This window comes from Streptomyces sp. NPDC056987 (genome assembly GCF_042673865.1).
In the GTDB taxonomy this organism is placed as follows: domain Bacteria; phylum Actinomycetota; class Actinomycetes; order Streptomycetales; family Streptomycetaceae; genus Streptomyces.
Window position 1 is genome coordinate 115996 of the sequence record NZ_JBHURV010000010.1, and the last position, 20380, is coordinate 136375.

Here is a 20380-nt window from a genome sequence, read left to right on the forward strand (position 1 = left end):
CGGAAGTGTAGGCAGGGCGGTGGGCGGCCCGGCCCGGCGGGGGCGCGAGGTGGGTGAAAGGGGCGCCAGGAGGGCCGGAAACCACCCTTGCTTAGGTAACCCTAAGTGATGAAGGGCACCGGAGGCCGTCCAGCACCTCGGTTGTCAGCGCCGAAGGAATTACGCAACAATGGCGTTGTGAAATACGTGGGCGAGGCTCCGCAGGAGGAACTCGCGACCGGTGAGCACTCCACTCGCAACCGGGTCGCGCGCTCCATCCTGGACCACGGCCCTTCCACGGTCTCCGACCTGGCGAAGCGCCTCGGGCTCACCCAGGCGGCCGTCCGCCGGCACCTCGACGCGCTGGCCGCCGAGTCCGTGGTGGAGCCGCGTGACCAGCGGGTCTACGGCTCGCGCGGGCGCGGCAGGCCCGCCAAGGTGTTCGCCCTGACCGACTGCGGCCGGGACGCCTTCGACCAGTCCTACGACCAGCTCGCCGCCGACGCGCTGAAGTGGATCGCGGCCTCCGCCGGCGGCGGAGCGCAGGGCGAGGCGGCCGTCGCCGCGTTCGCCCGCGCCCGGATCGCCGCCCAGGCCGAGAGCTACCGGAAGTCGGTCGACGACGCCGGGCCCGGCGGCCGCACCGAGGCGCTCGCCAAGGCGCTGAGCGCCGACGGGTACGCTGCTACGGCGCGCGGCGCTCCCGGCCAGCAGGGCGAGCAGCTCTGCCAGCACCACTGCCCGGTCGCGCATGTCGCCCAGAAGTTCCCGCAGCTCTGCGAGGCGGAGACGGAGTTCTTCTCCCAGCTTCTCGGGACACATGTGCAACGGCTCGCCACCATCGCCCACGGCGACGGCGTGTGCACGACCTTCATTCCGCGCGCCGCCCCACAGACAGCCATCCCCCAGACAGCCACCCCACAGACCACCGATCACGCATCCGAAAGCACAGCCGGGAGGAACCCCGCATGACGCTCCCCACCGAGACTGCCCATCCTGAGCTCGAAGGCCTGGGTACGTACGAATTCGGCTGGGCGGACTCCGACGCCGCCGGCGCAGCCGCCAAGCGCGGCCTCTCCGAGGCTGTCGTGCGCGACATCTCGGAGAAGAAGAACGAGCCGGAGTGGATGCTGAAGCTGCGGCTCAAGGGTCTGCGGCTGTTCGACAAGAAGCCCATGCCGAACTGGGGCTCCGACCTGTCGGGCATCGACTTCGACAACATCAAGTACTTCGTCCGCTCCACCGAGAAGCAGGCCGCTTCGTGGGAGGAACTGCCGGAGGACATCAAGAACACGTACGACAAGCTCGGCATCCCGGAGGCGGAGAAGCAGCGCCTCGTGGCCGGTGTCGCCGCCCAGTACGAGTCGGAGGTCGTCTACCACCAGATCCGTGAGGACCTGGAGGAGCAGGGCGTCATCTTCCTCGACACCGACACCGCGCTGAAGGAGCACCCGGAGCTCTTCAAGGAGTACTTCGGCACGGTCATCCCGGTCGGCGACAACAAGTTCGCCTCGCTGAACTCGGCCGTGTGGTCCGGCGGATCGTTCATCTACGTGCCGAAGGGCGTGCACGTCGACATCCCGCTCCAGGCCTACTTCCGTATCAACACGGAGAACATGGGCCAGTTCGAGCGGACGCTGATCATCGTCGACGAGGACGCCTACGTCCACTACGTCGAGGGATGCACCGCCCCGATCTACTCCTCGGACTCGCTGCACAGCGCCGTCGTCGAGATCATCGTCAAGAAGGGCGGCCGCTGCCGCTACACGACGATCCAGAACTGGTCGAACAACGTCTACAACCTGGTCACCAAGCGCGCCGTGGCGTACGAGGGCGCGACCATGGAGTGGGTCGACGGCAACATCGGCTCCAAGGTCACCATGAAGTACCCGGCCGTCTACCTGATGGGCGAGCACGCCAAGGGCGAGACGCTCTCCATCGCCTTCGCGGGCGAGGGCCAGCACCAGGACGCGGGCGCCAAGATGGTCCACATGGCCCCCAACACCTCGTCGAACATCGTCTCCAAGTCGGTGGCGCGCGGCGGCGGCCGTACCTCCTACCGCGGTCTGATCGAGATCGGCGAGGGCGCCGAGGGCTCCAAGTCCAACGTGCTCTGCGACGCGCTGCTCGTCGACACCATCTCGCGCTCCGACACGTACCCGTACGTCGACGTCCGCGAGGACGACGTGTCGATGGGCCACGAGGCGACCGTCTCCAAGGTCTCCGAGGACCAGCTCTTCTACCTGATGAGCCGCGGCCTCTCCGAGTTCGAGGCGATGGCGATGATCGTGCGCGGCTTCGTCGAGCCGATCGCCAAGGAGCTGCCCATGGAGTACGCGCTGGAACTGAACCGGCTGATCGAGCTCCAGATGGAAGGCTCCGTCGGCTAGCCGCCCACCAGTCCGGGTCATTCCGTCGGGCCGGCCGGCCCGACGGAGCAGGCCCCCGCGCGGCCCGTACGTCCGGATCGGCGTACCGGAGCAGCGGACCGATTTCCTTACGCAGAGGCAGAGAGAGAGCACGACGACAGCCATGGCTGAGGCTCAGAACATTCCGGCGGGCTCCACGACTGCCGGATCGATCGCGGTGGCCGCCGAGTCGACCGTCGCCACGCGCATGAGTGCGCCCCCGTCCTTCGACGTGGCGGACTTCCCCGTCCCGCACGGCCGCGAGGAGGAGTGGCGGTTCACGCCGCTGGAGCGGCTGCGCGGGCTCCACGACGGCACCGCCGTCGCGGTGGACGGCGGCGTCACGGTCGAGGTGACCGCCCCCGAGGGCGTCACCGTCGAGACCGTGGGCCGCGACGACGCGCGGATCGGCAGGGCGGGCACCCCGGTGGACCGGGTCGCCGCCCAGGCGTACTCCTCCTTCGAGAAGGCGTCCGTCGTCTCGGTGCCCAAGGAGACCGTCGTCACCGAGCCGATCCGGATCGCCGTCCACGGCGCGGGCGGCACCGCCTACGGCCACCAGGTCGTCGAGCTGGGCGCCTTCGCCGAGGCGGTCGTGGTCATCGACCACACCGGCGACGCGGTGCTCGCCGCCAACGTCGACTACCTGATCGGCGACGGCGCCAAGCTCACCGTCGTCTCCGTCCAGGACTGGGACGACAAGGCCGTCCACGTCGGCCAGCACAACGCGCTGGTCGGCCGCGACGCCTCGTTCAAGTCCATCGTCGTCACCTTCGGCGGCGATGTCGTACGGCTCCACCCGCGCGTGCAGTACGCGGGCCCCGGCGGCGAGGCCGAGCTGTTCGGCCTCTACTTCACCGACCAGGGCCAGCACCAGGAGCACCGCCTCCTGGTCGACCACAACGCCCCGCACTGCAAGTCCAACGCCGTCTACAAGGGAGCGCTCCAGGGCTCGGACGCCCACGCCGTCTGGATCGGTGACGTCGTCATCCGCGTCCAGGCCGAGGGCACCGACACGTACGAGATGAACCGCAACCTGGTCCTCACGGACGGCGCGCGGGTCGACTCCGTACCGAACCTGGAGATCGAGACCGGTGAGATCGCCGGCGCCGGTCACGCCTCGGCCACCGGCCGGTTCGACGACGAGCAGCTCTTCTACCTGATGGCCCGCGGCATCCCGGAGACCGAGGCCCGCCGCCTCGTCGTCCGCGGCTTCTTCGCCGAGCTGGTCCAGCAGATCGGACTGCCGGACGTCGAGGAGCGCCTGCTGGCCAAGATCGAGGCCGAACTGGAGGCGTCCGTCTGATGACCTTCGTCCGTGTCTGTGCGCTCGACGAGCTGGAGGAGGACACCCCCAAGAGGGTGGAACTCGACGGCACGCCGGTCGCCCTCGTACGCACCGAGGGCGAGGTGTTCGCGGTCAACGACATCTGCTCGCACGCGAACGTCTCCCTTTCCGAGGGCGAGGTGGACGACTGCACGATCGAGTGCTGGCTGCACGGTTCCCGCTTCGACCTCCGTACCGGAAAGCCGTCCGGTCTTCCCGCGACGCGCCCCGTCCCCGTATACCCCGTACAGATCCAAGGGGACGATGTGCTCGTCTCCGTCACCCAGGAGTCCTGAGTCACCCATGGCAACGCTTGAAATCCACGACCTGCACGTCTCCGTCGAGGCGGAGAACGGCGCCCGCGAGATCCTCAAGGGCGTCGACCTGACCGTCAAGCAGGGCGAGACGCACGCCATCATGGGCCCCAACGGCTCCGGCAAGTCGACTCTCGCGTACTCCCTCGCGGGCCACCCCAAGTACACGATCACCGGGGGCACCGCCACGCTGGACGGCGAGAACCTGCTGGAGATGACCGCCGACGAGCGCGCCCGCGCCGGTCTCTTCCTCGCGATGCAGTACCCCGTCGAGGTCCCCGGCGTCTCGGTCTCCAACTTCCTGCGCACCTCCGCCACCGCCGTGCGCGGCGAGGCCCCCAAGCTGCGCACCTGGGTGAAGGAGGTCCGGGAGACCATGGAGCGCCTCCAGATGGACCCCGCCTTCGCCGAGCGCAACGTCAACGAGGGCTTCTCCGGCGGCGAGAAGAAGCGCCACGAGATCCTCCAGCTCGAACTGCTCAAGCCCAAGATCGCCGTCCTGGACGAGACCGACTCCGGCCTCGACGTGGACGCGCTGCGGGTCGTCTCCGAGGGCGTCAACCGCGTCCGGGGAACCGGTGAGGTCGGCACCCTGCTGATCACGCACTACACGCGGATTCTCCGCTACATCAAGCCCGACTTCGTGCATGTCTTCGCACAGGGCCGGATCGCCGAGTCCGGTGGTGCGGAGCTGGCCGACAAGCTGGAGAACGAGGGCTACGAGGCATACGTGAAGGGTGGCGTCACCGCGTGACACAGTTGCCGGGCCTTCTCGACACCGAGGCGATCCGTAAGGACTTCCCGATCCTGGACCGGGTGATCCATGACGGCAAGAAGCTCGTGTACCTGGACTCCGCAGCGACCTCGCAGAAGCCGCGCCAGGTACTCGACGCGCTGAGCCAGTACTACGAGCGGCACAACGCGAATGTCCACCGCGGCGTGTACACCGTCGCCGAGGAGGCCACGGCGCTGTACGAAGGCGCCCGCGACCGGATCGCCGCCTTCATCAACGCACCCAGCCGCGACGAGGTGATCTTCACCAAGAACGCCTCCGAGTCGCTGAACCTCGTGGCCAACATGCTCGGCTGGGCCGACGAGCCCTACCGGGTCGACCACGAGACCGAGATCGTCATCACGGAGATGGAGCACCACTCCAACATCGTGCCGTGGCAGCTGCTCGCGCAGCGCACCGGCGCGAAGCTGAAGTGGTTCGGCATCACCGACGAGGGCCGTCTCGACCTCTCGAACCTCAACGAGATCATCACCGAGAAGACGAAGATCGTCTCCTTCGTGCTGGTCTCCAACATCCTGGGCACCCAGAACCCGGTCGAGGCGATCGTCCGCCGCGCCCAGGAGGTCGGCGCGCTGGTCTGCATCGACGCCTCGCAGGCCGCCCCGCACCAGGTGCTGGACGTCCAGGCGCTCCAGGCCGACTTCGTGGCCTTCACCGGTCACAAGATGGTCGGCCCGACCGGGATCGGCGTGCTCTGGGGCCGGCAGGAGCTGCTGGAGGACCTGCCGCCGTTCCTCGGCGGCGGCGAGATGATCGAGACGGTCTCGATGCACTCGTCGACGTACGCCCCCGCGCCGCACAAGTTCGAGGCGGGTACGCCCCCGATCGCCCAGGCCGTCGGCCTCGGCGCGGCCGTGGACTACCTCGCCGCGATCGGCATGGACAAGATCGCCGCGCATGAGCATGCGATCACCGAGTACGCGGTCCAGCGGCTGCTGGAAGTCCCCGACCTGCGGATCATCGGCCCGACGACGGCCGAGGACCGGGGCGCCACGATCTCGTTCACGCTGGGTGACATCCACCCGCACGACGTGGGCCAGGTCCTGGACGAGCAGGGCATCGCGGTCCGGGTCGGCCACCACTGCGCGCGGCCGGTCTGCCTGCGGTACGGAATTCCCGCGACCACACGGGCGTCTTTCTATCTGTACTCCACTCCGGCCGAGGTCGACGCCCTGGTCGAGGGGCTGGAGCACGTCCGTAACTTCTTCGGATGAGGACGAGAAGGGCTGGCTGTCCGTGAAGCTGGATTCCATGTACCAGGACGTCATCCTGGACCACTACAAGCACCCCCACGGGCGCGGCCTGCGGGACGGCGACGCCGAGGTGCACCATGTCAATCCGACGTGCGGCGACGAGATCACGCTGCGGGTGCGGTACGAGGGCTCGCTGATCGCGGACGTCTCGTACGAGGGGCAGGGCTGCTCGATCAGCCAGGCCAGCGCGTCCGTGCTCAACGATCTGCTGGTGGGCAAGGAGCTGGCGGAGGCGCGGAAGATCCAGGGCGCCTTCCTGGAGCTGATGCAGTCCAAGGGCCAGCTGGAGCCGGACGACGCGATGGAGGAGCTGCTGGAGGACGCGATCGCGTTCTCGGGCGTCTCGAAGTACCCCGCCCGTGTGAAGTGCGCCCTGCTGAGCTGGATGGCGTGGAAGGACGCGACGGCCCAGGCTCTGGGCGACAGCGCGACGAAGGAGACGGCATGAGCGAGAACGAGACCCTGACCATGAAGCCGGCCTCGGAGGACGAGGTCCGTGAGGCCCTGTACGACGTCGTCGACCCCGAGCTGGGCATCGATGTCGTCAACCTCGGGCTGATCTACGGCATCCACATCGACGACGCGAACATCGCCACCCTCGACATGACCCTGACGTCGGCGGCCTGCCCGCTGACCGACGTGATCGAGGACCAGGCCAAGGCGGCGACGGACGGCATCGTCAACGAGCTGAAGATCAACTGGGTCTGGATGCCCCCGTGGGGCCCGGACAAGATCACGGACGACGGCCGCGAGCAGCTGCGCGCGCTGGGCTTCAACGTCTGAGCGGTTCCGTCCCGCTGGGGCTGTCCTTACCTACTGGGCTGTCCTATTGGCGTTCCCGAAGGCCCCACGACCGGCAACCGGTCGTGGGGCCTTCGGCGTCGGCCCGTTGCGGGTGGTCAGCGACTACGGCCACATCAGGTGCGGTACGACCCGTGCCCCGAGCCGGTAGGCACGTAGCGCCTGTTCCGGCGACGCGGCGCGGGCCCGGCGGTGCCCCTCGACGCTGATCACGTCGACGTGGTCCTCGAACGCCATGCCCCAGGCGGCGACCCGGCCGTCGACGCGGTCGCCGTACTCCTGGACGACGGCGAAGAGGCGGGGCGCGGTGTCGGTGACGATGTCACGGAGAAGGGCGGTGAACTCCTCGCGACCGCAGAGCGGTTGCAGGTCGGCGGGGTCCGGGATGAGGAGGTCGGGCGCGGGGGGTGCGCTGGTCCAGGTGTGGGGGTGTGCCATTGCTGCCTCCGTGTCTTTGGAGTAGTGGGCTGCGGCGTCGGTAGCCCATCAGGAGAATGCCGGATGGGCGCTCATTCCTGGCAACATTCCTGGAAAATGAACCCGAACGAGTTGTAGGGCGATGCCGGGCGCGACAGAATGTCCGGCATGGCATGGAAGAGGGGCATGACCCCGCAGTCGGTGTACCGGCGTCAGCTTGCGCAGCGACTTGGTGAGTTGAGGGACGAAGCCGGGCTCACCCTCACCGAGGTGGCGGCCCGCATCGAGGTTCATCAAGGGACGCTCAGCCGCCTGGAGAACGGAGACCGGGGGACCACGCCGGTCATGGTGAATGCCATGCTCGACTGCTACGGCGTGCAGGACCCGGCCATACGTGAGGACATCCTCGACCTCGTACGAGCCGACCGGGCGCAGAGCCGGCCGTGGTGGCGGAAGTACTCAACCGTGCTGAGTCCGACCCGGTATGACGGGTACCTGGCTTTGGAGGCCAGTGCGGTCTCGATGCGCAGTTACCAGCCGCTGTTGGTGCCCGGGCTGCTCCAGACGGACGCCTATGCGGAGGCGGTCATCACAGGTATGCGGCTGGACCTCACTCCACGGCAGGTCAAGCCACTGGTCGATGTGCGCATGAAGCGGCAGACGGAGCGCCTGGGTGGCGACAATCCCATGAAGTTCTGGGCGATCATCGACGAAGTGGCCCTGAGCCGCCCGATCGGATCTCCGGCCATAATGCGGGATCAGCTCAAGAAGCTGGTTGACCTCCTTGAACTGCCTCATGTGACAGTCCAGTTGTTGCCGTTGGCCTGCGGAGCGCATCCGGGCTTCTATGGCCCCTTCGTGCTGATGAGCTTCCCGGAGCCGAATCCGGACCTGGTATGGCTGGAGCTCCGCAAGAACTCCGTTTACCTTGAAGAGTCGGGGGACGTGGACGGGTACGCAGATGTCTTCGACCATCTGCGCGCGCTGGCCCTCAGCCCGCCGGATACGCGTACCCGAATCGAGCAGATCATCAAGGAGCTGCCTCAGTGAACCGCGAACTCGACCTTACCCAGGCTCAGTGGCGCAAGAGCTCCTACAGCGGTGGAGACAACGACTGCGTTGAACTCGCCGTATTCGACGACCGGATCGCCATTCGCGACTCCAAGTGCCCGGACAGGTCACCGCTCGTCGTCGCGCGTGCTGATGCCCGAGCGTTCATCGAGGGCATCCGGGTGGGCCCATGGAGCTGATCGATCTCACCGGGGTCCAGTGGCGCAGGAGTTCATACAGCGGCGGCGCCAACAACTGCGTTGAGCTCGCCGCATTCGGTGGCCGGGTCGCGATTCGTGACTCCAAGTGCCCCGAGCGGACCCCGGTCGTGATCGCTCGGCCGGATGCTCAGACGTTCCTGGCCGGCGTCCAGGCGGGCCGGTGGTCCATTGATCACCGTGGGCCCGCCCCCTCCCGGGTCTGATGTTCGCGGTTCCGTGCCGTGCGTCAAGGGCGCTCCTTCGTCGCGTCGGCTTCGCCGATGTCGCTGCGCTCCACCCTTGACCCTCGTCCCTCCACCGCTGGAAGAGCGGTGGGGAGGGAGCGGGGGGGGGGAGGGGTCCCCTGGGAAAGCCAGCTTGTTGCCGAGGTCGGACCCAGGCTTGCGGGCCGGTTCGCCCTGCGGGGCGCGCGGTCGTGGATTGGGGCGGTCCGGGTCTCGTCAAGCGTCTGCGGTCCGGTTGTTGGTCGGGCTTCATGCCCCGCTGGTCATTCTTGGTGGGTGGAGGGGCTGTCGGGCTGGTCCGGTGGCGTGAGGTGTAAGGGGTGTGGCGTGTGTGATCTGGTGTGACGTGGGAGGTGTCTTTCGGGGGAGTCATGTACTGGGAGTCCCGTTCTGGGCACTTCCTGGTACCGATTGGGGGATCCGGGGCCGCCCGGGTCCTCAACGGCAGCCCCGAACCACCCTTCCGACCTGACCATCGCTCACCCGGTCCGATTGCCACCGCTCCCACCCACCGTGAGTGACCGGCGGGGCACGCACCCCAGCTAAGAGGCTGCGCGGATAGGGGCGGTTTCGGGGGCGTCGGCTTGGGCTGTTGTTGCAGCGGTGGGTGCTCCGGGCACGGCGGATGAGGCTGCGCACGGTACGCCTTCGAGTGGCCCTTGCTTGGAGGTGCTCGCTCCAAGTCAGCGCACGCTCATCGTCCGGTCGTGGCAATGGCCTGTCTGGACTCGGATGCTGCGATGAAGGCTTGCAGGAGAGGACGGTCGTCTCCTCGGCGGGTGGCCATCAAGATCCGGCTCACGGTAGGAGGCCCGTCGAGTTCGAGCCTGCGGGCGCCTGCGGGGAGCAGCGTCGTGACGCTGTAGGGGGCGATGCTGACGCCGAGTCCGGCCGCGACGAACATGATGATGGTGTGCCAGTTCGAGCACTCCTGCGCGACCTGGACGTCGATGCCGGCGTTCCGCAACGGCTGCGTGTTCAAGTCGAACGCGTGAGTTCCTGCTGAACGCGGGAACAGGATCAGCGGGTCAGCGGCCAGCGCCCTTGCTTCCACGCGGTCACCCCTTGCGGCGGGGTGCTCTGTGGGGATGACGGCGACGAACCGTTCCGATGCCAGGAGAGAAAGTTCGAGGGCGTCGCGCTCCTCGGCGTCCCGCACGATCCCGACGTCGGCCGTACCCCGCTCCAGGGCCGCCAGGACATCGGTGGTGAAACCGTCGTGAAGTTTGACCTGGACGTCCGGGCGGCGGCGGGAGAACGCACGGAGGTGTTCGCTGACGATCGCCGTGGCGGAGGTGATGAAGGCGACATCCAGACGGCCGGCCTCACCTCGGCCGACGCGCCCGGCCTCGTCGAGGTCGGCCGCCAGACGGCCCAGAAGGTTCCGGGCCCTTGGCTGGAACGCCGCTCCCGCCTCTGTGAGTCGAACACTTCGAGAGGTCCGCCGGAACAGCTCAACGCCGATGATCTTCTCAAGCTGCCTGATCTGCTGGGACAGGGCGGGCTGAGCGATGTGCAGCCGCTGGGCGGCGCGGCCGAAGTGCAGTTCCTCAGCCACAGCCAGAAAGTACCGCAGATGACGGAGCTCGATTCGCTGATCCATAGTTTGAGCTTATTGATAGAGGTCAAGGCGTGTATTGGACACATGGGTGAGTGAAGTCGGAGGCTACGGGAAGCCACACCGGAAAGGGAACCCTTCGCATGCCGCACACCTCTGCCCCGACCATGATCTCCTCGATCGGCTCACAGAGTGACGCAGACGCGTTCTACGCGCTGAACGAGGAGTGGATCTCGCGTCTGTTCACGCTGCAGGAAGAGGACCTGGCCGTTCTCGGAGATCCGTTCGGCCGCATCGTGGGCCCGGGCGGCGACGTACTCATGGCGCGCGAGCCGGGCAGCGGCACTGTAGTTGGGTGCGTCGCACTTCTGGCCTATCCGGACGCCGTGTTCGAGCTGGCGAAGATGGCCGTGGCTCCCGCCGCACAAGGACGCGGCATCGGCCGCCAACTCATAGCCGCAGCGATCGACCGCGCCCGGGCACTCGATGGGACCCGGTTGTTCCTCGGCACGAACAGCATGCTGGCCCCCGCCCTTCACCTCTACGAGGACGCTGGGTTCGGCAGGATCACCCGCGACCGTCTCCCCGTGGCCGACTACTACGCCCGCGCCGACATCCTCATGGAACTGCAGTGATGGCGCTCTGTGATCACTGGGAAACCTGTGCCTGCGCTTCCCTCATGGCTGACCGAACCGCTTTGGGACCAATTCGCGACCCTGCTGCCGGTGCGGCCGGTCTACGATCCGGCCCACCCGCCGGCCTGCCACCGCCGCCGGGTCAGCGACCGGATCGTCTTCGACAAACTGCTGCAGGTGCTGCGTTTCGGCTGCTCCTACCAAGCCATCGCCGATTCCACCTGCTCAGCCACCACGATCCGAGGCCGTCGCGACGAGTGGATCCGGCTCGGCGCCTTCGCCCAGCTCAGGGAGATCGTCCTGAACGCCTACGACCGAATCGTCGGTCTCGTGCTGGAGCAGATCGCCATCGACAGTCGATCGCAAAGGCCCCCGGAGGCGGGGAAACCGCCGGACGTTCGCTCGTCGACCGAGGCAAACGGGGGATGAAACGCTCAGCCATGACGGATGGTTACGGCATCCCCCTGGGCCGAGTCCTGGCCGGGGCCAACTGCCACGACTCCCCGTTGCTCGCTCCCACCCTGGACCTCCTGAACGACCTCGGCCCGCTGCCCGACGACATCACCGTGCACCTGGATGCCGGCTACGACTCGGCCAAAACACGTTCAGTCCTCGACGAACGCGGCCTCCGCGGCCAGATCGCCCACAAAGGCGAGAAGGCGCCGTTGCAGGCCACAAACGCCTCACTGTGGCACTTCGTGAGAGGAGCTCCCCATGCGCGCACTCGTCGTCGACCACACCTCACCCGGCCATCTGTCCCTGACGGACATCCCCGACCCGCGGCCCGCCGCCCACGAGGCGCTCGTGCGGGTCGAGGCGGTCTCGCTGAACTTCGGTGAGATCCACGGGGCGATCCATCCGGAGACGCCCGACGGCACCGTGCTCGGCTGGGACGCGGCCGGCGTGGTCGTCCGGGCGGCCGCCGACGGCTCGGGCCCGGCCGAGGGGGAGCGGGTCGTCACCCTCGGCGAGAGCGGCTGGACCGAGCTGCGGGCCGTACCCGCCACCCTGCTCGGCACCGCACCGGAGGACGCCGACCCGGGCGCGCTGAGCACCATCCCCGTGGCCGGACTGAGCGCCCTGCATGTGCTGCGCCGGATGGGACCGCTGCTCGGCCGCCGGGTGATGGTCACCGGTGCTTCCGGTGGCGTCGGCCGTTACGCCGTCCAGCTGGCCGCCCGCGCGGGCGCGCACGTCGTCGCGATCAGCCGGAACCCCGCCCAGGCGGACGGGCTGCGAGCCCTGGGCGCCCACGAGGTCCACCCCGAGCCGGCCGCCGTGCGGCAGCCGGTGTCGGCCGTACTCGACAACGTCGGCGGACCGTACCTCGTCGACGCCTTCGCCGCCCTGTCGCCGGGCGGCAGCCTCTTCAGCGTGGGCCGCTCCTCCGAGGCCGACGCGGTGCTCCCACCGGATGCGCTGCGGGGCGACCAAGGGCGCCACGACCGGTCGATCCACACCTTCTTCCTCTTCGGCGACCCCGCCGCCGACTTCTCCACCGATCTGACCTGGCTGGCCGGAGAGATCGCTGCGGGCCGCCTCGATCCGGGCATCAGCTGGCGCGGCCCCTGGACTCGCCACTCCGAGGCCGTACAGGTGCTGCTCGACCGCCGCCTCCACGGCAAAGCCGTCCTGGATCTCGCGTAACCGGTCGGCGTCCGGCCCGCGTCCGGATCGCTTCCGGCGGGCTTCCGGGCGGGGTCAGGCCGCCGTCAGGCCGTCGGAGTGTCGAACCGCGGCCGCTCCTGGAGCAGTGCGCTCAGGTCGTGGCCCGGACGGATCTCCGACGGCTGCTCGCCCCGCCGGAAGACCACGGCTCCGGCCTCGATGCCGCCGAGGGTGAGCCGGTCGCCCTCCCGGCGCAGCCAGGTGCCCTCGCGGAGGCCGACCACGGGGACGTCGTTCTCCTCCAGGAACTGCTCCAGCCGCTCGGCCCGGGTCTCGCCCATGTGCGCGGTGGCGGGGCTGCCGTCCAGATAGTGGGGGTTGATCTGGAACGGCAGCAGCCCCAGCGCCTCGAAGCTCGGCGGCTGGACGATGGGCATGTCGTTGGTGGTGCGCAGCGTCGGGCAGGCCATGTTGGTGCCCGCGCTCGACCCCATGTAGAGCGCGCCGGCGTCGGTCCGTTCGCGGATCGCCCGGACCAGGTCATGTTCGTGCAGCGCCTTGAGCAGCCGGAAGCTGTTGCCGCCGCCGACGAACACCGCCTCCGCGCCCCGCACCAGTTCCGCCGGGTCCGACGCCGTGTGGGCGCCGGTCACCTCCACCCCCAGGGGCGCGAGCGCCTCGGCGACGCGCGCGGTGTAACCGTCGTGGTCGGCGAGGGCGTACGGCACGAAGACCAGCCGGCGCCTGCCGTCGAGCGCCGTGCGGATCTCCTCCTGTGCGTGGTCGAGGTAACCGCGTCCGGGGGCCGTGGAGTTCGAGAGCAGCAGCAACCGCATGGTGGCCTTGGCCTTTCCTGGGAAGGTGGGAGTTCGGGGTCTGGTGTCAGCGGGCGCCGGACGCTCCGTCGCGCCGTGGCCGTACAGGTGTCAGCAGCCGGCCCAGATCCGCCGCGCACTGGAGCAGCGGCGCGACCAGTTCGGCCTTGCGGGTGCGGAACACATCGAGCGGGGCGGCCAGGGACAGGGTGCCCACCGCGCGTCTGCCCACCGTCACCGGGGCGGCGAGCGCCGCGGTTTCCGGATCGTACTCGCCCTCGGAGTACGCGTAGCCCTTGCGCCGGACCTCGGCGAAGAGCTCCTCCAGCTGTACGGGATCGGTCAGCGTACGGTCGCTGAACCGCGCCATGGGGCGACCGTACAGCAGCGCCGCCCGGTCGCCCGGCGGGAGCATACCGAAGTAGGCGCGGGAGGTGGCCCCGGCGTGCGCCGGGTACAGCTCGCCCGCGAGGCCGTAGATGCGCAGGGGGCCCGTCGCGCCGTCCACGGCCGTGACGCAGCGCATGTGCACCCCGTCGGGCACGGCGAACAGCGCGCCGACCCCCACCGACTCGGCCACCGCGCGCAGCGGTGGGCGGACCAGGCTGGCCAGTCCGCCGTCCCGCTCCCACACCCGGGCGAGGTGCCATACGGCGGGGCCGAGCCGGTAGCGGCGCGAGCGCTTGTCGGAGACCAGGAACCCGCGGTAGGCCAGCGCGGCCAGCAGCCGCTGGGCCACGGATTTGTCCAGGCCGAACTCGGTCGCGACCTCGGTGACGCCCCACTCCGCGTGCTCGCGGTCGAAGGAGAGCAGCAGGCTGAGGACGCGGTCCGCGGTCTGGAGGGGCGGGGTGTCCGTTACCGGTGTTCTGTCAGTCATGGCTGAATCGTAAACAATCCCGGATATCGAGAAACCATTGCGCCCTGTGGGCCAGGAGGCGGACTCTGAGCCAGGTCGGCGTGAAACCAATGCGACCGGGAGCTGTCGAGTCGTCGCGCTGTCGAGATGGCCGAGTTCCTGAGCGGCCGTGGCCGGGTTCTTGATCCGGCCTCGATCCGCTGCCGGGGCGATCCCCCGAAAGCCGCGTGCCGCGTGGAACTCCCCGCATCAGGCCGCCGCACCTGCCTGAACACCGTTGAGAGGTCCTCCCTTGCTGAAGCACGTCCTTGAGATCATCGAACTCCTCGACCGTCCCCAGACCAGCGGCGAACTGCTCGCCGCGCATCTGCGGGCCGTCCAGGTCGCGGCCGGCGCCGACGCGCGTACGGCGCCGGCGATCGAGGTACGCACGGTCGAGGGCGACCAGGGCAGCACGGACTTCGTTTCCGTGACCGTCCCCGGCCGGAACGGCCGGCTCGCCGGTGGTGACGCGCCGACCCTCGGTGTGCTCGGCAGGCTCGGCGGAGTGGGGGCCCGGCCGGAGCGCGTCGGGCTGGTCTCCGACGCCGACGGCGCCGTCGCGGCGCTGTCGGCCGCGGCGAAGCTGCTGGACATGCACGCCCGCGGCGATGTCCTGGACGGCGATGTGATGATTTCCACCCATGTGTGCGGTTGGGCTCCCACCCGTCCGCACGACCCGGTACCGTTCATGGACTCCCCGGTGGACACGCTGGTGTGCAACCGCGAGGAGATCTCGCCCGAGATGGACGCGGTCGTGTCCATCGACACCACCAAGGGCAACCGGCTGCTCAGCCACCGCGGGATCGCGCTGTCGCCGACCATCCTCCAGGGCTGGGTCCTGCGGGTCAGCGAGGACCTGCTGTCGGTCCTGGAGACCGTGACCGGCGAGCCCGCGCGGGTGCTGCCCGTCACCACGCAGGACATCACCCCGTACGGCAACGGGGTGCACCACATCAACTCCATCCTCCAGCCCGCCGTCGCCACCGAGGCGCCGGTGGTCGGCCTCGCGATCACCGCGGCCACGCCGGTGGCCGGCTGTGCCACCGGCGCCAGCCACGAGACCGACATCGCGGCCGCCGCCCGGTTCGCGATCGAGACCGCCAAGGAGTTCGGCCGCGGGGTCGCCCGGTTCCACGACGCCGACGAGTTCGCGCGGCTGGTGGAGCTGTACGGCCCCATGACCCGGCTGCAGGCGCCCGCCCCGGCGCAGTGACCCGGAGCCGGTCCGGGCGGGCCCTGCCCGGACCGGCTCACCGCCCGTGAATCGGACCGGCTCAACCCCTGCTCGGACCGGCTCACCGCCCGTGAATCGGACCGGCTCAACCCCTGCCCGGACCGGCTCACCGCCCGTGAATCGGACCGGCTCACCGCCGCCACCTGAGCCCGACCGCCGGACCCGACGACCGTCGGACCGCTGTTTCTCCGCTCCCTCCGCCCTTCCCCGCCACCGTCCCGTCGCGTCGCGTCGTCCCCACCCAGGAGTCCCCTTGAACCCGAGAGCTTCGACCGCCGCGCCGGCCACGGCGGCGCCGACGGAACGGCACCCCAGAGCCTTCGAGCCGATCACGCTCGTCATCACCCTCGCGATGTCGGTCCTCGGCGCCCTGATCGGCATCGTGCTGATCACCTCGCTCGGCATCTCCCCCAACACGGCGGTGATCGGCGCCCTGATCGCGATGATGATCGGCCGTATCCCGCTCGGCGCGCTGATGCGGATGCGTTCCCAGCACCGGCAGAACCTGGTGCAGTCGGCGATCTCCGGCTCCACGTTCGCCGCCGCCAACTCGCTGCTCACGCCGATCGCGGTGCCCTTCGCGCTGGGCCGTACCGACCTGGTGTGGCCCATGCTGGGCGGCGCCGCCATCGGGCTGGCGGTCGACAGCTGGGTGCTGTACCGGGTCTTCGACTCCAAGCTGCTGCCGGCCACCAACTCCTGGCCCGCGGGCATCGCCGCCGCGGAGACGATCAAGGCCGGGGACAGCGGCGGACGCAAGGCCGCGGTGCTCGGGGTGAGCGCGGTCGTCGGCCTGGTCGGCGCCCTGTTCAAGCTCCCCACCAGCGCCGCCGGTGTCGGCTTCCTGGGCAACATATGGGCGCTGCTGATGTTCGGCACCGGCCTGACCGTCGCCCAGTACGCCCCCGAGCTGCTCGATGTGAACCTCACCGCCGACCGGGTGCCGCACGGCCTGATGATAGGCGCCGGGCTGGTCGCCCTGGTGCAGGCCCTGCTGCTGATGAGGGGCCGCAAGGGACGGGGCCGTACCGGCGGCTCGGACGACACCGGCGCGACGGATGCCGTGGACACCACGGGCAGTCCGGCGGACGACGCCGAGCACGGACCCACGGTCGGGGCCGCCCGGCTGCGCCGCGGGCTGCTGGAAGGCATGGTGCTCTTCCTCTGCGGCGCGGTCGTGGTCGCCGTCGCGGGCGGGGTGGTGGCCGGGATGTCCCTGCCCGCCCTGATCGGCTGGGTGGCGCTGGCCGGTGCCGCCGCCCTCGTGCACCAGCTCATCGTGGGTCTGGCGGCGATGCACTCCGGCTGGTTCCCCGCCTTCGCCGTCACCCTGATCGTGCTGATCGTCGGCCTGGTCCTGCACATTCCCACCGTGCCGCTCGCCCTGCTGGTGGGGTACACCGCCTCCACCGGCCCCGCCTTCGCCGACCTGGGTTACGACTTCAAGGCCGGGTGGCTGCTGCGCAAGGACGCCGCCCCGTGGCTCCCCTTCGAGATGGAAGGGCGGCGCCAGCAGTACCTGGCCCAGCTCGTCGGTTTCGGCGTCGCGCTCGTCGTGGTCGCCATCGCCTGGAAGTCCTTCTTCGCGGACGGCCGGATACCGCCGGTCTCCGAGGTCTATGTCACCACCATCAAGACCGGCCTCGACCCCGACACCCTGCGGACCATGCTGCTGTGGGCCATCCCGGGCGCGCTGATCCAGTTCATCGGTGGTTCGTCCCGGCAGATGGGTGTCCTGCTGGCCACCGGGTTGCTCGTGGCCACGCCCAACGCCGGCTGGATGGTGCTCGGGGCGCTCGTCGTCCGGCGGGGCTACACGATGTGGCGCCGCCGCGGGCTGACCGACCGTGCCGCGCGCAAGGAGTCCGACGAGCAGGCCGAGAACGATCTGTCCCTGGTCGGCGCCGGACTGGTCGCGGGCAGCTCGCTGAACGACGTGGGCCAGCTGACCAAGGTCATGTGACCCGGGCGGGGAACTCCGCCCGGAGCCATCCAGCTTCCCCTCCGACTCCCCTCCAGCTCTCTGAAGGAGTGACACATGGACGTCCCGGACAGCGCCGCGCATCAGCCGGCCCCGCCCGCTCTCGGACTGGTCACCATCGGCCAGGCCCCGCGCTCCGATCTGCGGCCCGACGCCGAACCGCTGCTGCCGGGCGTACGCCTGGTCGAGCACGGCGCGCTCGACAACGACCCGTTCGACGGCGAGGCCGGGCAGGAGACCCGCCGCCTGCTGGCCCCGGAGCCCGGTGAGGCGCCGCTGGTCTCCCGGCTGCGGGACGGCGGCTCCGTGGTGCTCGGGCACGCGGCGCTGATCCCCCGTATGGAAGAGGCCGTCGCCCGCGCGGAGCGCGACGGCGCCGCCGCGACCCTTCTGCTGTGCACCGGTCACTTCCCCGCCGTGCGGGCGACCCGGCCGCTGCTCTTCGCCGAACCGCTGGTGCAGCAGGCGGTCGCGGCCATCGTCGGCACCGATCCGGTCGGCGTCGTCTGCCCCCACCCCGACCAGGCCGAGGACGTGGCCCGGCGGTTCTCCGAGGTTCTGCCGGGCCGCGTCCTGGCCGCGGGCGCCAATCCGTACGCACCGCGCGAACGCGCCCTCGACGAGGTCGCCGAGGCCGCCCGGACGCTCGCGGACGGCGGCTGTTCGTGGCTCGTCCTGGACTGCATCGGCTACACGGAGGAGATGCGGCGGGCCGCGGCGCGCGCGGCGGACCGCCCGGTCCTGCTGGCCCGGGCCCTCGCGGTGCGGCTGGCCGGTGAGGTCGTGACCGCGTTCGGCCGGCAGCAGCCCTGACCCGCAGACCGGCAGCAGTCCTGACGAGCAGACCGGCAGCAGACCGGCCGCAAGCCGCCCGCAAGCCGGTCGCAGTCCCGACCCGCAGAGAGGACCCGTCTCCCATGAACGCCGCACCGCCAGGACCGTCGTCGCCCGTCGGCCTGGTCCGCGTCCTCACCAGCGACGACCCCGCGCTGGTCACCGCCCACGGCCGGATCCTGGAACAGCACTTCGGCTACCCGACCGTCTCCCGCTGCATCCCGGACCAGCCGCACGGCATCCACGACGAGGAGACCGAACGGCTCGCCGAGCCCAAGATCGTGGACCTGGTCCGTGAGCTGGCCGACGAGGGCGCCGGCACCGTGATCATCAGCTGCGCCGCGGACCCGGCGCTGGCGCAGGCCCGAGCGGCCGTGGGGGTGCCGGTGATCGGCGCGGGTGCCGCGGCCGCCGCCGTGGCGCTCGGTCTGGGCACCCGGGTCGGCGTGCTGGGCATCACCGACGAGGCGCCGCCCGGCGTCCGCGCGGTGCTGGGCCCGCACTTCCTCGGCGCCGTACGCCCGCGCGACGTGCACCGTACGACCGACCTTCTCGCGCCGCACGGCCCGGCCGCCGTGCTGGCGGCGGCCACCGAGCTGGTGGCGGCGGGCGCGGACACCCTGCTGCTGGCCTGCACGGGGCTGACCACGATCGGGATCCGTCCGCTGCTGGAGGAGCGGCTGTCGGTCCCCGCGGTGGACGCGGTGCTCGCCGCGGGGCTGATGGCCTCCTACGCCCGGATCCGCTGAGCCGCGAGACAGTGCTGAAATAGTGTACCCATCGATGCGTACGGTCGTACGCATCGATGGGTACACTCGTACGCATGGGAACGGGATACGGACTGCTGGCCGTCGCCATCGCGGCCGAGGTGGGCGCGACGACCGCGATGAAGTACAGCGAGGGCTTCACCAGGCTGTGGCCCTCGGTGCTGACCGTGGCGGGGTACGTCGTCGCGTTCCTCCTCCTCTCCCAGACGCTCAAGACGCTCTCCATCGGGACGGCGTACGCGATCTGGGCCGGAGCGGGTACGGCGCTGGTCGCCGCCATCGGGATGGTCTTCCTGAACGAGTCCGCGGACGCGCTCAAGCTGCTGGGCATCGCCCTGGTGATCGCGGGCGTCGTCGTGCTCAATCTCGGAGGGGCCCACTGATGGCCCGCCGCTACGACCCCGAGCGCCGCCAGCGCATCATCGACGCCGCGCTGCGCGTGGTCGGCCGCGCCGGTATCGCCGGGCTGAGCCACCGTACGGTCGCCGCCGAGGCCGATGTGCCGCTCGGCTCGACCACATACCACTTCGCCTCGCTGGACGAACTGCTGGTCGCCGCGCTCCGGCAGGCCAACGAGGGGTTCGCGCGCGAGGTACGGGAGAGCGCCGCCTTCGCCCGGCCGGGGTGCGACATCGCGGGCGAGCTGGCCCGGATCACCGGGCAGTGGCTGGCCCGGGACCGTACCGGCGTCGAGCTGGAGTACGAGCTGTACCTGGCGGCCCTGCGCCGGCCCGCGCTGCGCCAGGTCGCCGCGGAGTGGAGCGACGGCGTCGCGGAGGTGCTCCATCCGCACACCGACCCCCTGACCGCGCGGGCACTGATCGCGCTGGTGGACGGGATCTGCCTCCAGGTGCTGCTGACGGACGGGGTGTACGACGAGGAGTACGCCCGGCGGGCGCTGGCGCGGCTCGTCCCGCCCGCCGTAGGTTGACGGGATGAACGACCAGCCTCCGGGACCCGAGATCACCTACGCCGAGTGCCGGCAGTGCGGCACCCTCATCGCCGGACTCGACGGCCGCTACAGCTGCGGTGTCTGCGGCTGGGTCAACCACCACTCCGAGGGACACCGCGCGCTGCCCCGCGCGGAGGACGACACCGACCACCGGACGGGCGGGGCCGCGGGCAACCGCCTGAGCTGAGCGGGACTCCGGCCGAGGTGCGCGCGGGTGTGCGTGCGGGTGGGGCGGGGCGGAGCGCGTACGGGTGGCGCGCGCCCGGCACCTGAGACCGGTTGGCCCGGGCGGCGTCGGGAACGTTAGG

General features: G+C 70.0%; 24 protein-coding genes and 1 pseudogene. 21 read left to right on the plus strand and 4 right to left on the minus strand.

Annotated features, from left to right (window positions below; all coding sequences use genetic code 11):
* Nucleotides 1-177 precede the first annotated feature (177 nt).
* From ACFTZC_RS14320 to ACFTZC_RS14355, 8 genes are all read left to right on the plus strand, one after another.
* Entirely contained in the window at nt 178-951 is a 774-nt protein-coding gene (locus ACFTZC_RS14320; RefSeq protein WP_382889342.1) for a helix-turn-helix transcriptional regulator, read from the plus strand.
* Nucleotides 948-2369 (plus strand): Fe-S cluster assembly protein SufB, encoded by a 1422-nt coding sequence (gene sufB / locus ACFTZC_RS14325; protein WP_382889344.1) that lies wholly within the window; start codon nt 948-950, stop codon nt 2367-2369. The genes ACFTZC_RS14320 and sufB overlap by 4 nt, the downstream gene beginning before the upstream one ends.
* 142 nt (nt 2370-2511) lie before the next feature.
* Nucleotides 2512-3693, plus strand: coding sequence for a Fe-S cluster assembly protein SufD (gene sufD, locus ACFTZC_RS14330; RefSeq protein WP_382889346.1), 1182 nt, complete (start codon nt 2512-2514; stop codon nt 3691-3693).
* The gene (locus ACFTZC_RS14335) at nt 3693-4010 is read left to right on the plus strand and encodes a non-heme iron oxygenase ferredoxin subunit (protein WP_382889348.1); all 318 of its coding nucleotides are present in this window, start codon (nt 3693-3695) and stop codon (nt 4008-4010) included. Before sufD ends, ACFTZC_RS14335 begins: the two co-directional genes overlap by 1 nt.
* Nucleotides 4011-4017: 7 nt before the next feature.
* The gene (gene sufC / locus ACFTZC_RS14340; RefSeq protein WP_382889350.1) at nt 4018-4782 is read left to right on the plus strand and encodes a Fe-S cluster assembly ATPase SufC; all 765 of its coding nucleotides are present in this window, start codon (nt 4018-4020) and stop codon (nt 4780-4782) included.
* A complete protein-coding gene (locus ACFTZC_RS14345) occupies nt 4779-6035 on the plus strand; it encodes a cysteine desulfurase (RefSeq protein ID WP_382889352.1) in 1257 nt (418 codons plus the stop codon). The genes sufC and ACFTZC_RS14345 overlap by 4 nt, the downstream gene beginning before the upstream one ends.
* Before the next feature lie 22 nt (nt 6036-6057).
* On the plus strand, nt 6058-6522 hold the full coding sequence (gene sufU, locus ACFTZC_RS14350) for a Fe-S cluster assembly sulfur transfer protein SufU (RefSeq protein ID WP_382889354.1): 465 nt from the start codon (nt 6058-6060) through the stop codon (nt 6520-6522).
* Complete coding sequence (locus tag ACFTZC_RS14355; RefSeq protein WP_365808662.1) at nt 6519-6857, plus strand: metal-sulfur cluster assembly factor; 339 nt, start codon at nt 6519-6521, stop codon at nt 6855-6857. The genes sufU and ACFTZC_RS14355 overlap by 4 nt, the downstream gene beginning before the upstream one ends.
* A gap of 123 nt (nt 6858-6980) precedes the next feature.
* Here ACFTZC_RS14355 and ACFTZC_RS14360 read toward each other — a convergent pair whose 3' ends face one another.
* Nucleotides 6981-7313, minus strand: a complete 333-nt coding sequence (locus ACFTZC_RS14360; RefSeq protein WP_382889356.1) for a hypothetical protein — start codon at nt 7311-7313, stop codon at nt 6981-6983.
* A gap of 165 nt (nt 7314-7478) precedes the next feature.
* Here ACFTZC_RS14360 and ACFTZC_RS14365 point away from each other — a divergent pair, with 165 nt between their 5' ends.
* From ACFTZC_RS14365 to ACFTZC_RS14375, 3 genes are read left to right on the plus strand one after another with little or no spacing between them, the layout of a single operon-like run.
* Complete coding sequence (locus tag ACFTZC_RS14365) at nt 7479-8342, plus strand: helix-turn-helix domain-containing protein (RefSeq protein ID WP_382889358.1); 864 nt, start codon at nt 7479-7481, stop codon at nt 8340-8342.
* Complete coding sequence (locus ACFTZC_RS14370) at nt 8339-8542, plus strand: DUF397 domain-containing protein (protein ID WP_382889360.1); 204 nt, start codon at nt 8339-8341, stop codon at nt 8540-8542. Before ACFTZC_RS14365 ends, ACFTZC_RS14370 begins: the two co-directional genes overlap by 4 nt.
* Nucleotides 8533-8766, plus strand: a complete 234-nt coding sequence (locus ACFTZC_RS14375) for a DUF397 domain-containing protein (protein WP_382889362.1) — start codon at nt 8533-8535, stop codon at nt 8764-8766. Before ACFTZC_RS14370 ends, ACFTZC_RS14375 begins: the two co-directional genes overlap by 10 nt.
* A 715-nt stretch (nt 8767-9481) precedes the next feature.
* Here ACFTZC_RS14375 and ACFTZC_RS14380 read toward each other — a convergent pair.
* The gene (locus ACFTZC_RS14380) at nt 9482-10390 is read right to left on the minus strand and encodes a LysR family transcriptional regulator (protein ID WP_382889364.1); all 909 of its coding nucleotides are present in this window, start codon (nt 10388-10390) and stop codon (nt 9482-9484) included.
* A 98-nt stretch (nt 10391-10488) separates the two neighbouring features.
* Between ACFTZC_RS14380 and ACFTZC_RS14385 the strand changes: the two genes are divergently transcribed.
* From ACFTZC_RS14385 to ACFTZC_RS14395, 3 genes and pseudogenes are all read left to right on the plus strand, one after another.
* Nucleotides 10489-10980: a GNAT family N-acetyltransferase gene (locus ACFTZC_RS14385; protein WP_228023395.1), complete on the plus strand. Its 492-nt coding sequence runs from the start codon at nt 10489-10491 to the stop codon at nt 10978-10980.
* A gap of 27 nt (nt 10981-11007) precedes the next feature.
* A pseudogene (locus ACFTZC_RS14390) lies at nt 11008-11654 on the plus strand (IS5 family transposase); the annotation flags it as partial.
* Between the two features lie 40 nt (nt 11655-11694).
* Nucleotides 11695-12627: a zinc-binding dehydrogenase gene (locus ACFTZC_RS14395; RefSeq protein WP_382889366.1), complete on the plus strand. Its 933-nt coding sequence runs from the start codon at nt 11695-11697 to the stop codon at nt 12625-12627.
* A 65-nt stretch (nt 12628-12692) separates the two neighbouring features.
* Here ACFTZC_RS14395 and pepE read toward each other — a convergent pair whose 3' ends face one another.
* Both pepE and ACFTZC_RS14405 read right to left on the minus strand, forming a co-directional pair.
* Entirely contained in the window at nt 12693-13424 is a 732-nt protein-coding gene (gene pepE, locus ACFTZC_RS14400) for a dipeptidase PepE (RefSeq protein WP_382889368.1), read from the minus strand.
* Nucleotides 13425-13470: 46 nt separating this feature from the next.
* Entirely contained in the window at nt 13471-14283 is an 813-nt protein-coding gene (locus ACFTZC_RS14405) for an IclR family transcriptional regulator (RefSeq protein WP_382889370.1), read from the minus strand.
* Between the two features lie 271 nt (nt 14284-14554).
* Between ACFTZC_RS14405 and ACFTZC_RS14410 the strand changes: the two genes are divergently transcribed.
* From ACFTZC_RS14410 to ACFTZC_RS14440, 7 genes are all read left to right on the plus strand, one after another.
* Complete coding sequence (locus tag ACFTZC_RS14410; RefSeq protein WP_382889372.1) at nt 14555-15517, plus strand: DUF1177 domain-containing protein; 963 nt, start codon at nt 14555-14557, stop codon at nt 15515-15517.
* Between the two features lie 274 nt (nt 15518-15791).
* Nucleotides 15792-17501: an OPT family oligopeptide transporter gene (locus tag ACFTZC_RS14415; protein ID WP_382889374.1), complete on the plus strand. Its 1710-nt coding sequence runs from the start codon at nt 15792-15794 to the stop codon at nt 17499-17501.
* 75 nt (nt 17502-17576) lie between these two features.
* Nucleotides 17577-18332 carry an AroM family protein gene (locus ACFTZC_RS14420; protein ID WP_382889376.1) on the plus strand — a complete coding sequence of 252 codons (756 nt, stop codon included), beginning with the start codon at nt 17577-17579 and terminating at the stop codon, nt 18330-18332.
* Nucleotides 18333-18436: 104 nt separating this feature from the next.
* The gene (locus tag ACFTZC_RS14425; protein ID WP_382889378.1) at nt 18437-19102 is read left to right on the plus strand and encodes an aspartate/glutamate racemase family protein; all 666 of its coding nucleotides are present in this window, start codon (nt 18437-18439) and stop codon (nt 19100-19102) included.
* A 74-nt stretch (nt 19103-19176) separates the two neighbouring features.
* Nucleotides 19177-19503, plus strand: coding sequence for a DMT family transporter (locus ACFTZC_RS14430; RefSeq protein ID WP_382889380.1), 327 nt, complete (start codon nt 19177-19179; stop codon nt 19501-19503).
* Entirely contained in the window at nt 19503-20051 is a 549-nt protein-coding gene (locus ACFTZC_RS14435; protein WP_382889382.1) for a TetR/AcrR family transcriptional regulator, read from the plus strand. The genes ACFTZC_RS14430 and ACFTZC_RS14435 overlap by 1 nt, the downstream gene beginning before the upstream one ends.
* A gap of 4 nt (nt 20052-20055) precedes the next feature.
* Complete coding sequence (locus ACFTZC_RS14440) at nt 20056-20259, plus strand: hypothetical protein (RefSeq protein ID WP_382889384.1); 204 nt, start codon at nt 20056-20058, stop codon at nt 20257-20259.
* Nucleotides 20260-20380 lie beyond the last annotated feature (121 nt).

What these genes read in the sequence shown, in the direction of transcription:
- sufB (WP_382889344.1), top strand. Translation starts at nt 948, where the DNA reads ATGACGCTCCCCACCGAGACTGCCCATCCTGAGCTCGAAGGCCTGGGT.
- sufD (WP_382889346.1), top strand. Translation starts at nt 2,512, where the DNA reads ATGGCTGAGGCTCAGAACATTCCGGCGGGCTCCACGACTGCCGGATCG.
- ACFTZC_RS14335 (WP_382889348.1), top strand. Translation starts at nt 3,693, where the DNA reads ATGACCTTCGTCCGTGTCTGTGCGCTCGACGAGCTGGAGGAGGACACC.
- sufC (WP_382889350.1), top strand. Translation starts at nt 4,018, where the DNA reads ATGGCAACGCTTGAAATCCACGACCTGCACGTCTCCGTCGAGGCGGAG.
- ACFTZC_RS14355 (WP_365808662.1), top strand. Translation starts at nt 6,519, where the DNA reads ATGAGCGAGAACGAGACCCTGACCATGAAGCCGGCCTCGGAGGACGAG.
- ACFTZC_RS14360 (WP_382889356.1), bottom strand. Translation starts at nt 7,313, where the DNA reads ATGGCACACCCCCACACCTGGACCAGCGCACCCCCCGCGCCCGACCTC.
- ACFTZC_RS14365 (WP_382889358.1), top strand. Translation starts at nt 7,479, where the DNA reads ATGACCCCGCAGTCGGTGTACCGGCGTCAGCTTGCGCAGCGACTTGGT.
- ACFTZC_RS14375 (WP_382889362.1), top strand. Translation starts at nt 8,533, where the DNA reads ATGGAGCTGATCGATCTCACCGGGGTCCAGTGGCGCAGGAGTTCATAC.
- ACFTZC_RS14380 (WP_382889364.1), bottom strand. Translation starts at nt 10,390, where the DNA reads ATGGATCAGCGAATCGAGCTCCGTCATCTGCGGTACTTTCTGGCTGTG.
- ACFTZC_RS14385 (WP_228023395.1), top strand. Translation starts at nt 10,489, where the DNA reads ATGCCGCACACCTCTGCCCCGACCATGATCTCCTCGATCGGCTCACAG.
- ACFTZC_RS14395 (WP_382889366.1), top strand. Translation starts at nt 11,695, where the DNA reads ATGCGCGCACTCGTCGTCGACCACACCTCACCCGGCCATCTGTCCCTG.
- pepE (WP_382889368.1), bottom strand. Translation starts at nt 13,424, where the DNA reads ATGCGGTTGCTGCTGCTCTCGAACTCCACGGCCCCCGGACGCGGTTAC.
- ACFTZC_RS14405 (WP_382889370.1), bottom strand. Translation starts at nt 14,283, where the DNA reads ATGACTGACAGAACACCGGTAACGGACACCCCGCCCCTCCAGACCGCG.
- ACFTZC_RS14420 (WP_382889376.1), top strand. Translation starts at nt 17,577, where the DNA reads ATGGACGTCCCGGACAGCGCCGCGCATCAGCCGGCCCCGCCCGCTCTC.
- ACFTZC_RS14425 (WP_382889378.1), top strand. Translation starts at nt 18,437, where the DNA reads ATGAACGCCGCACCGCCAGGACCGTCGTCGCCCGTCGGCCTGGTCCGC.
- ACFTZC_RS14430 (WP_382889380.1), top strand. Translation starts at nt 19,177, where the DNA reads ATGGGAACGGGATACGGACTGCTGGCCGTCGCCATCGCGGCCGAGGTG.
- ACFTZC_RS14435 (WP_382889382.1), top strand. Translation starts at nt 19,503, where the DNA reads ATGGCCCGCCGCTACGACCCCGAGCGCCGCCAGCGCATCATCGACGCC.
- ACFTZC_RS14440 (WP_382889384.1), top strand. Translation starts at nt 20,056, where the DNA reads ATGAACGACCAGCCTCCGGGACCCGAGATCACCTACGCCGAGTGCCGG.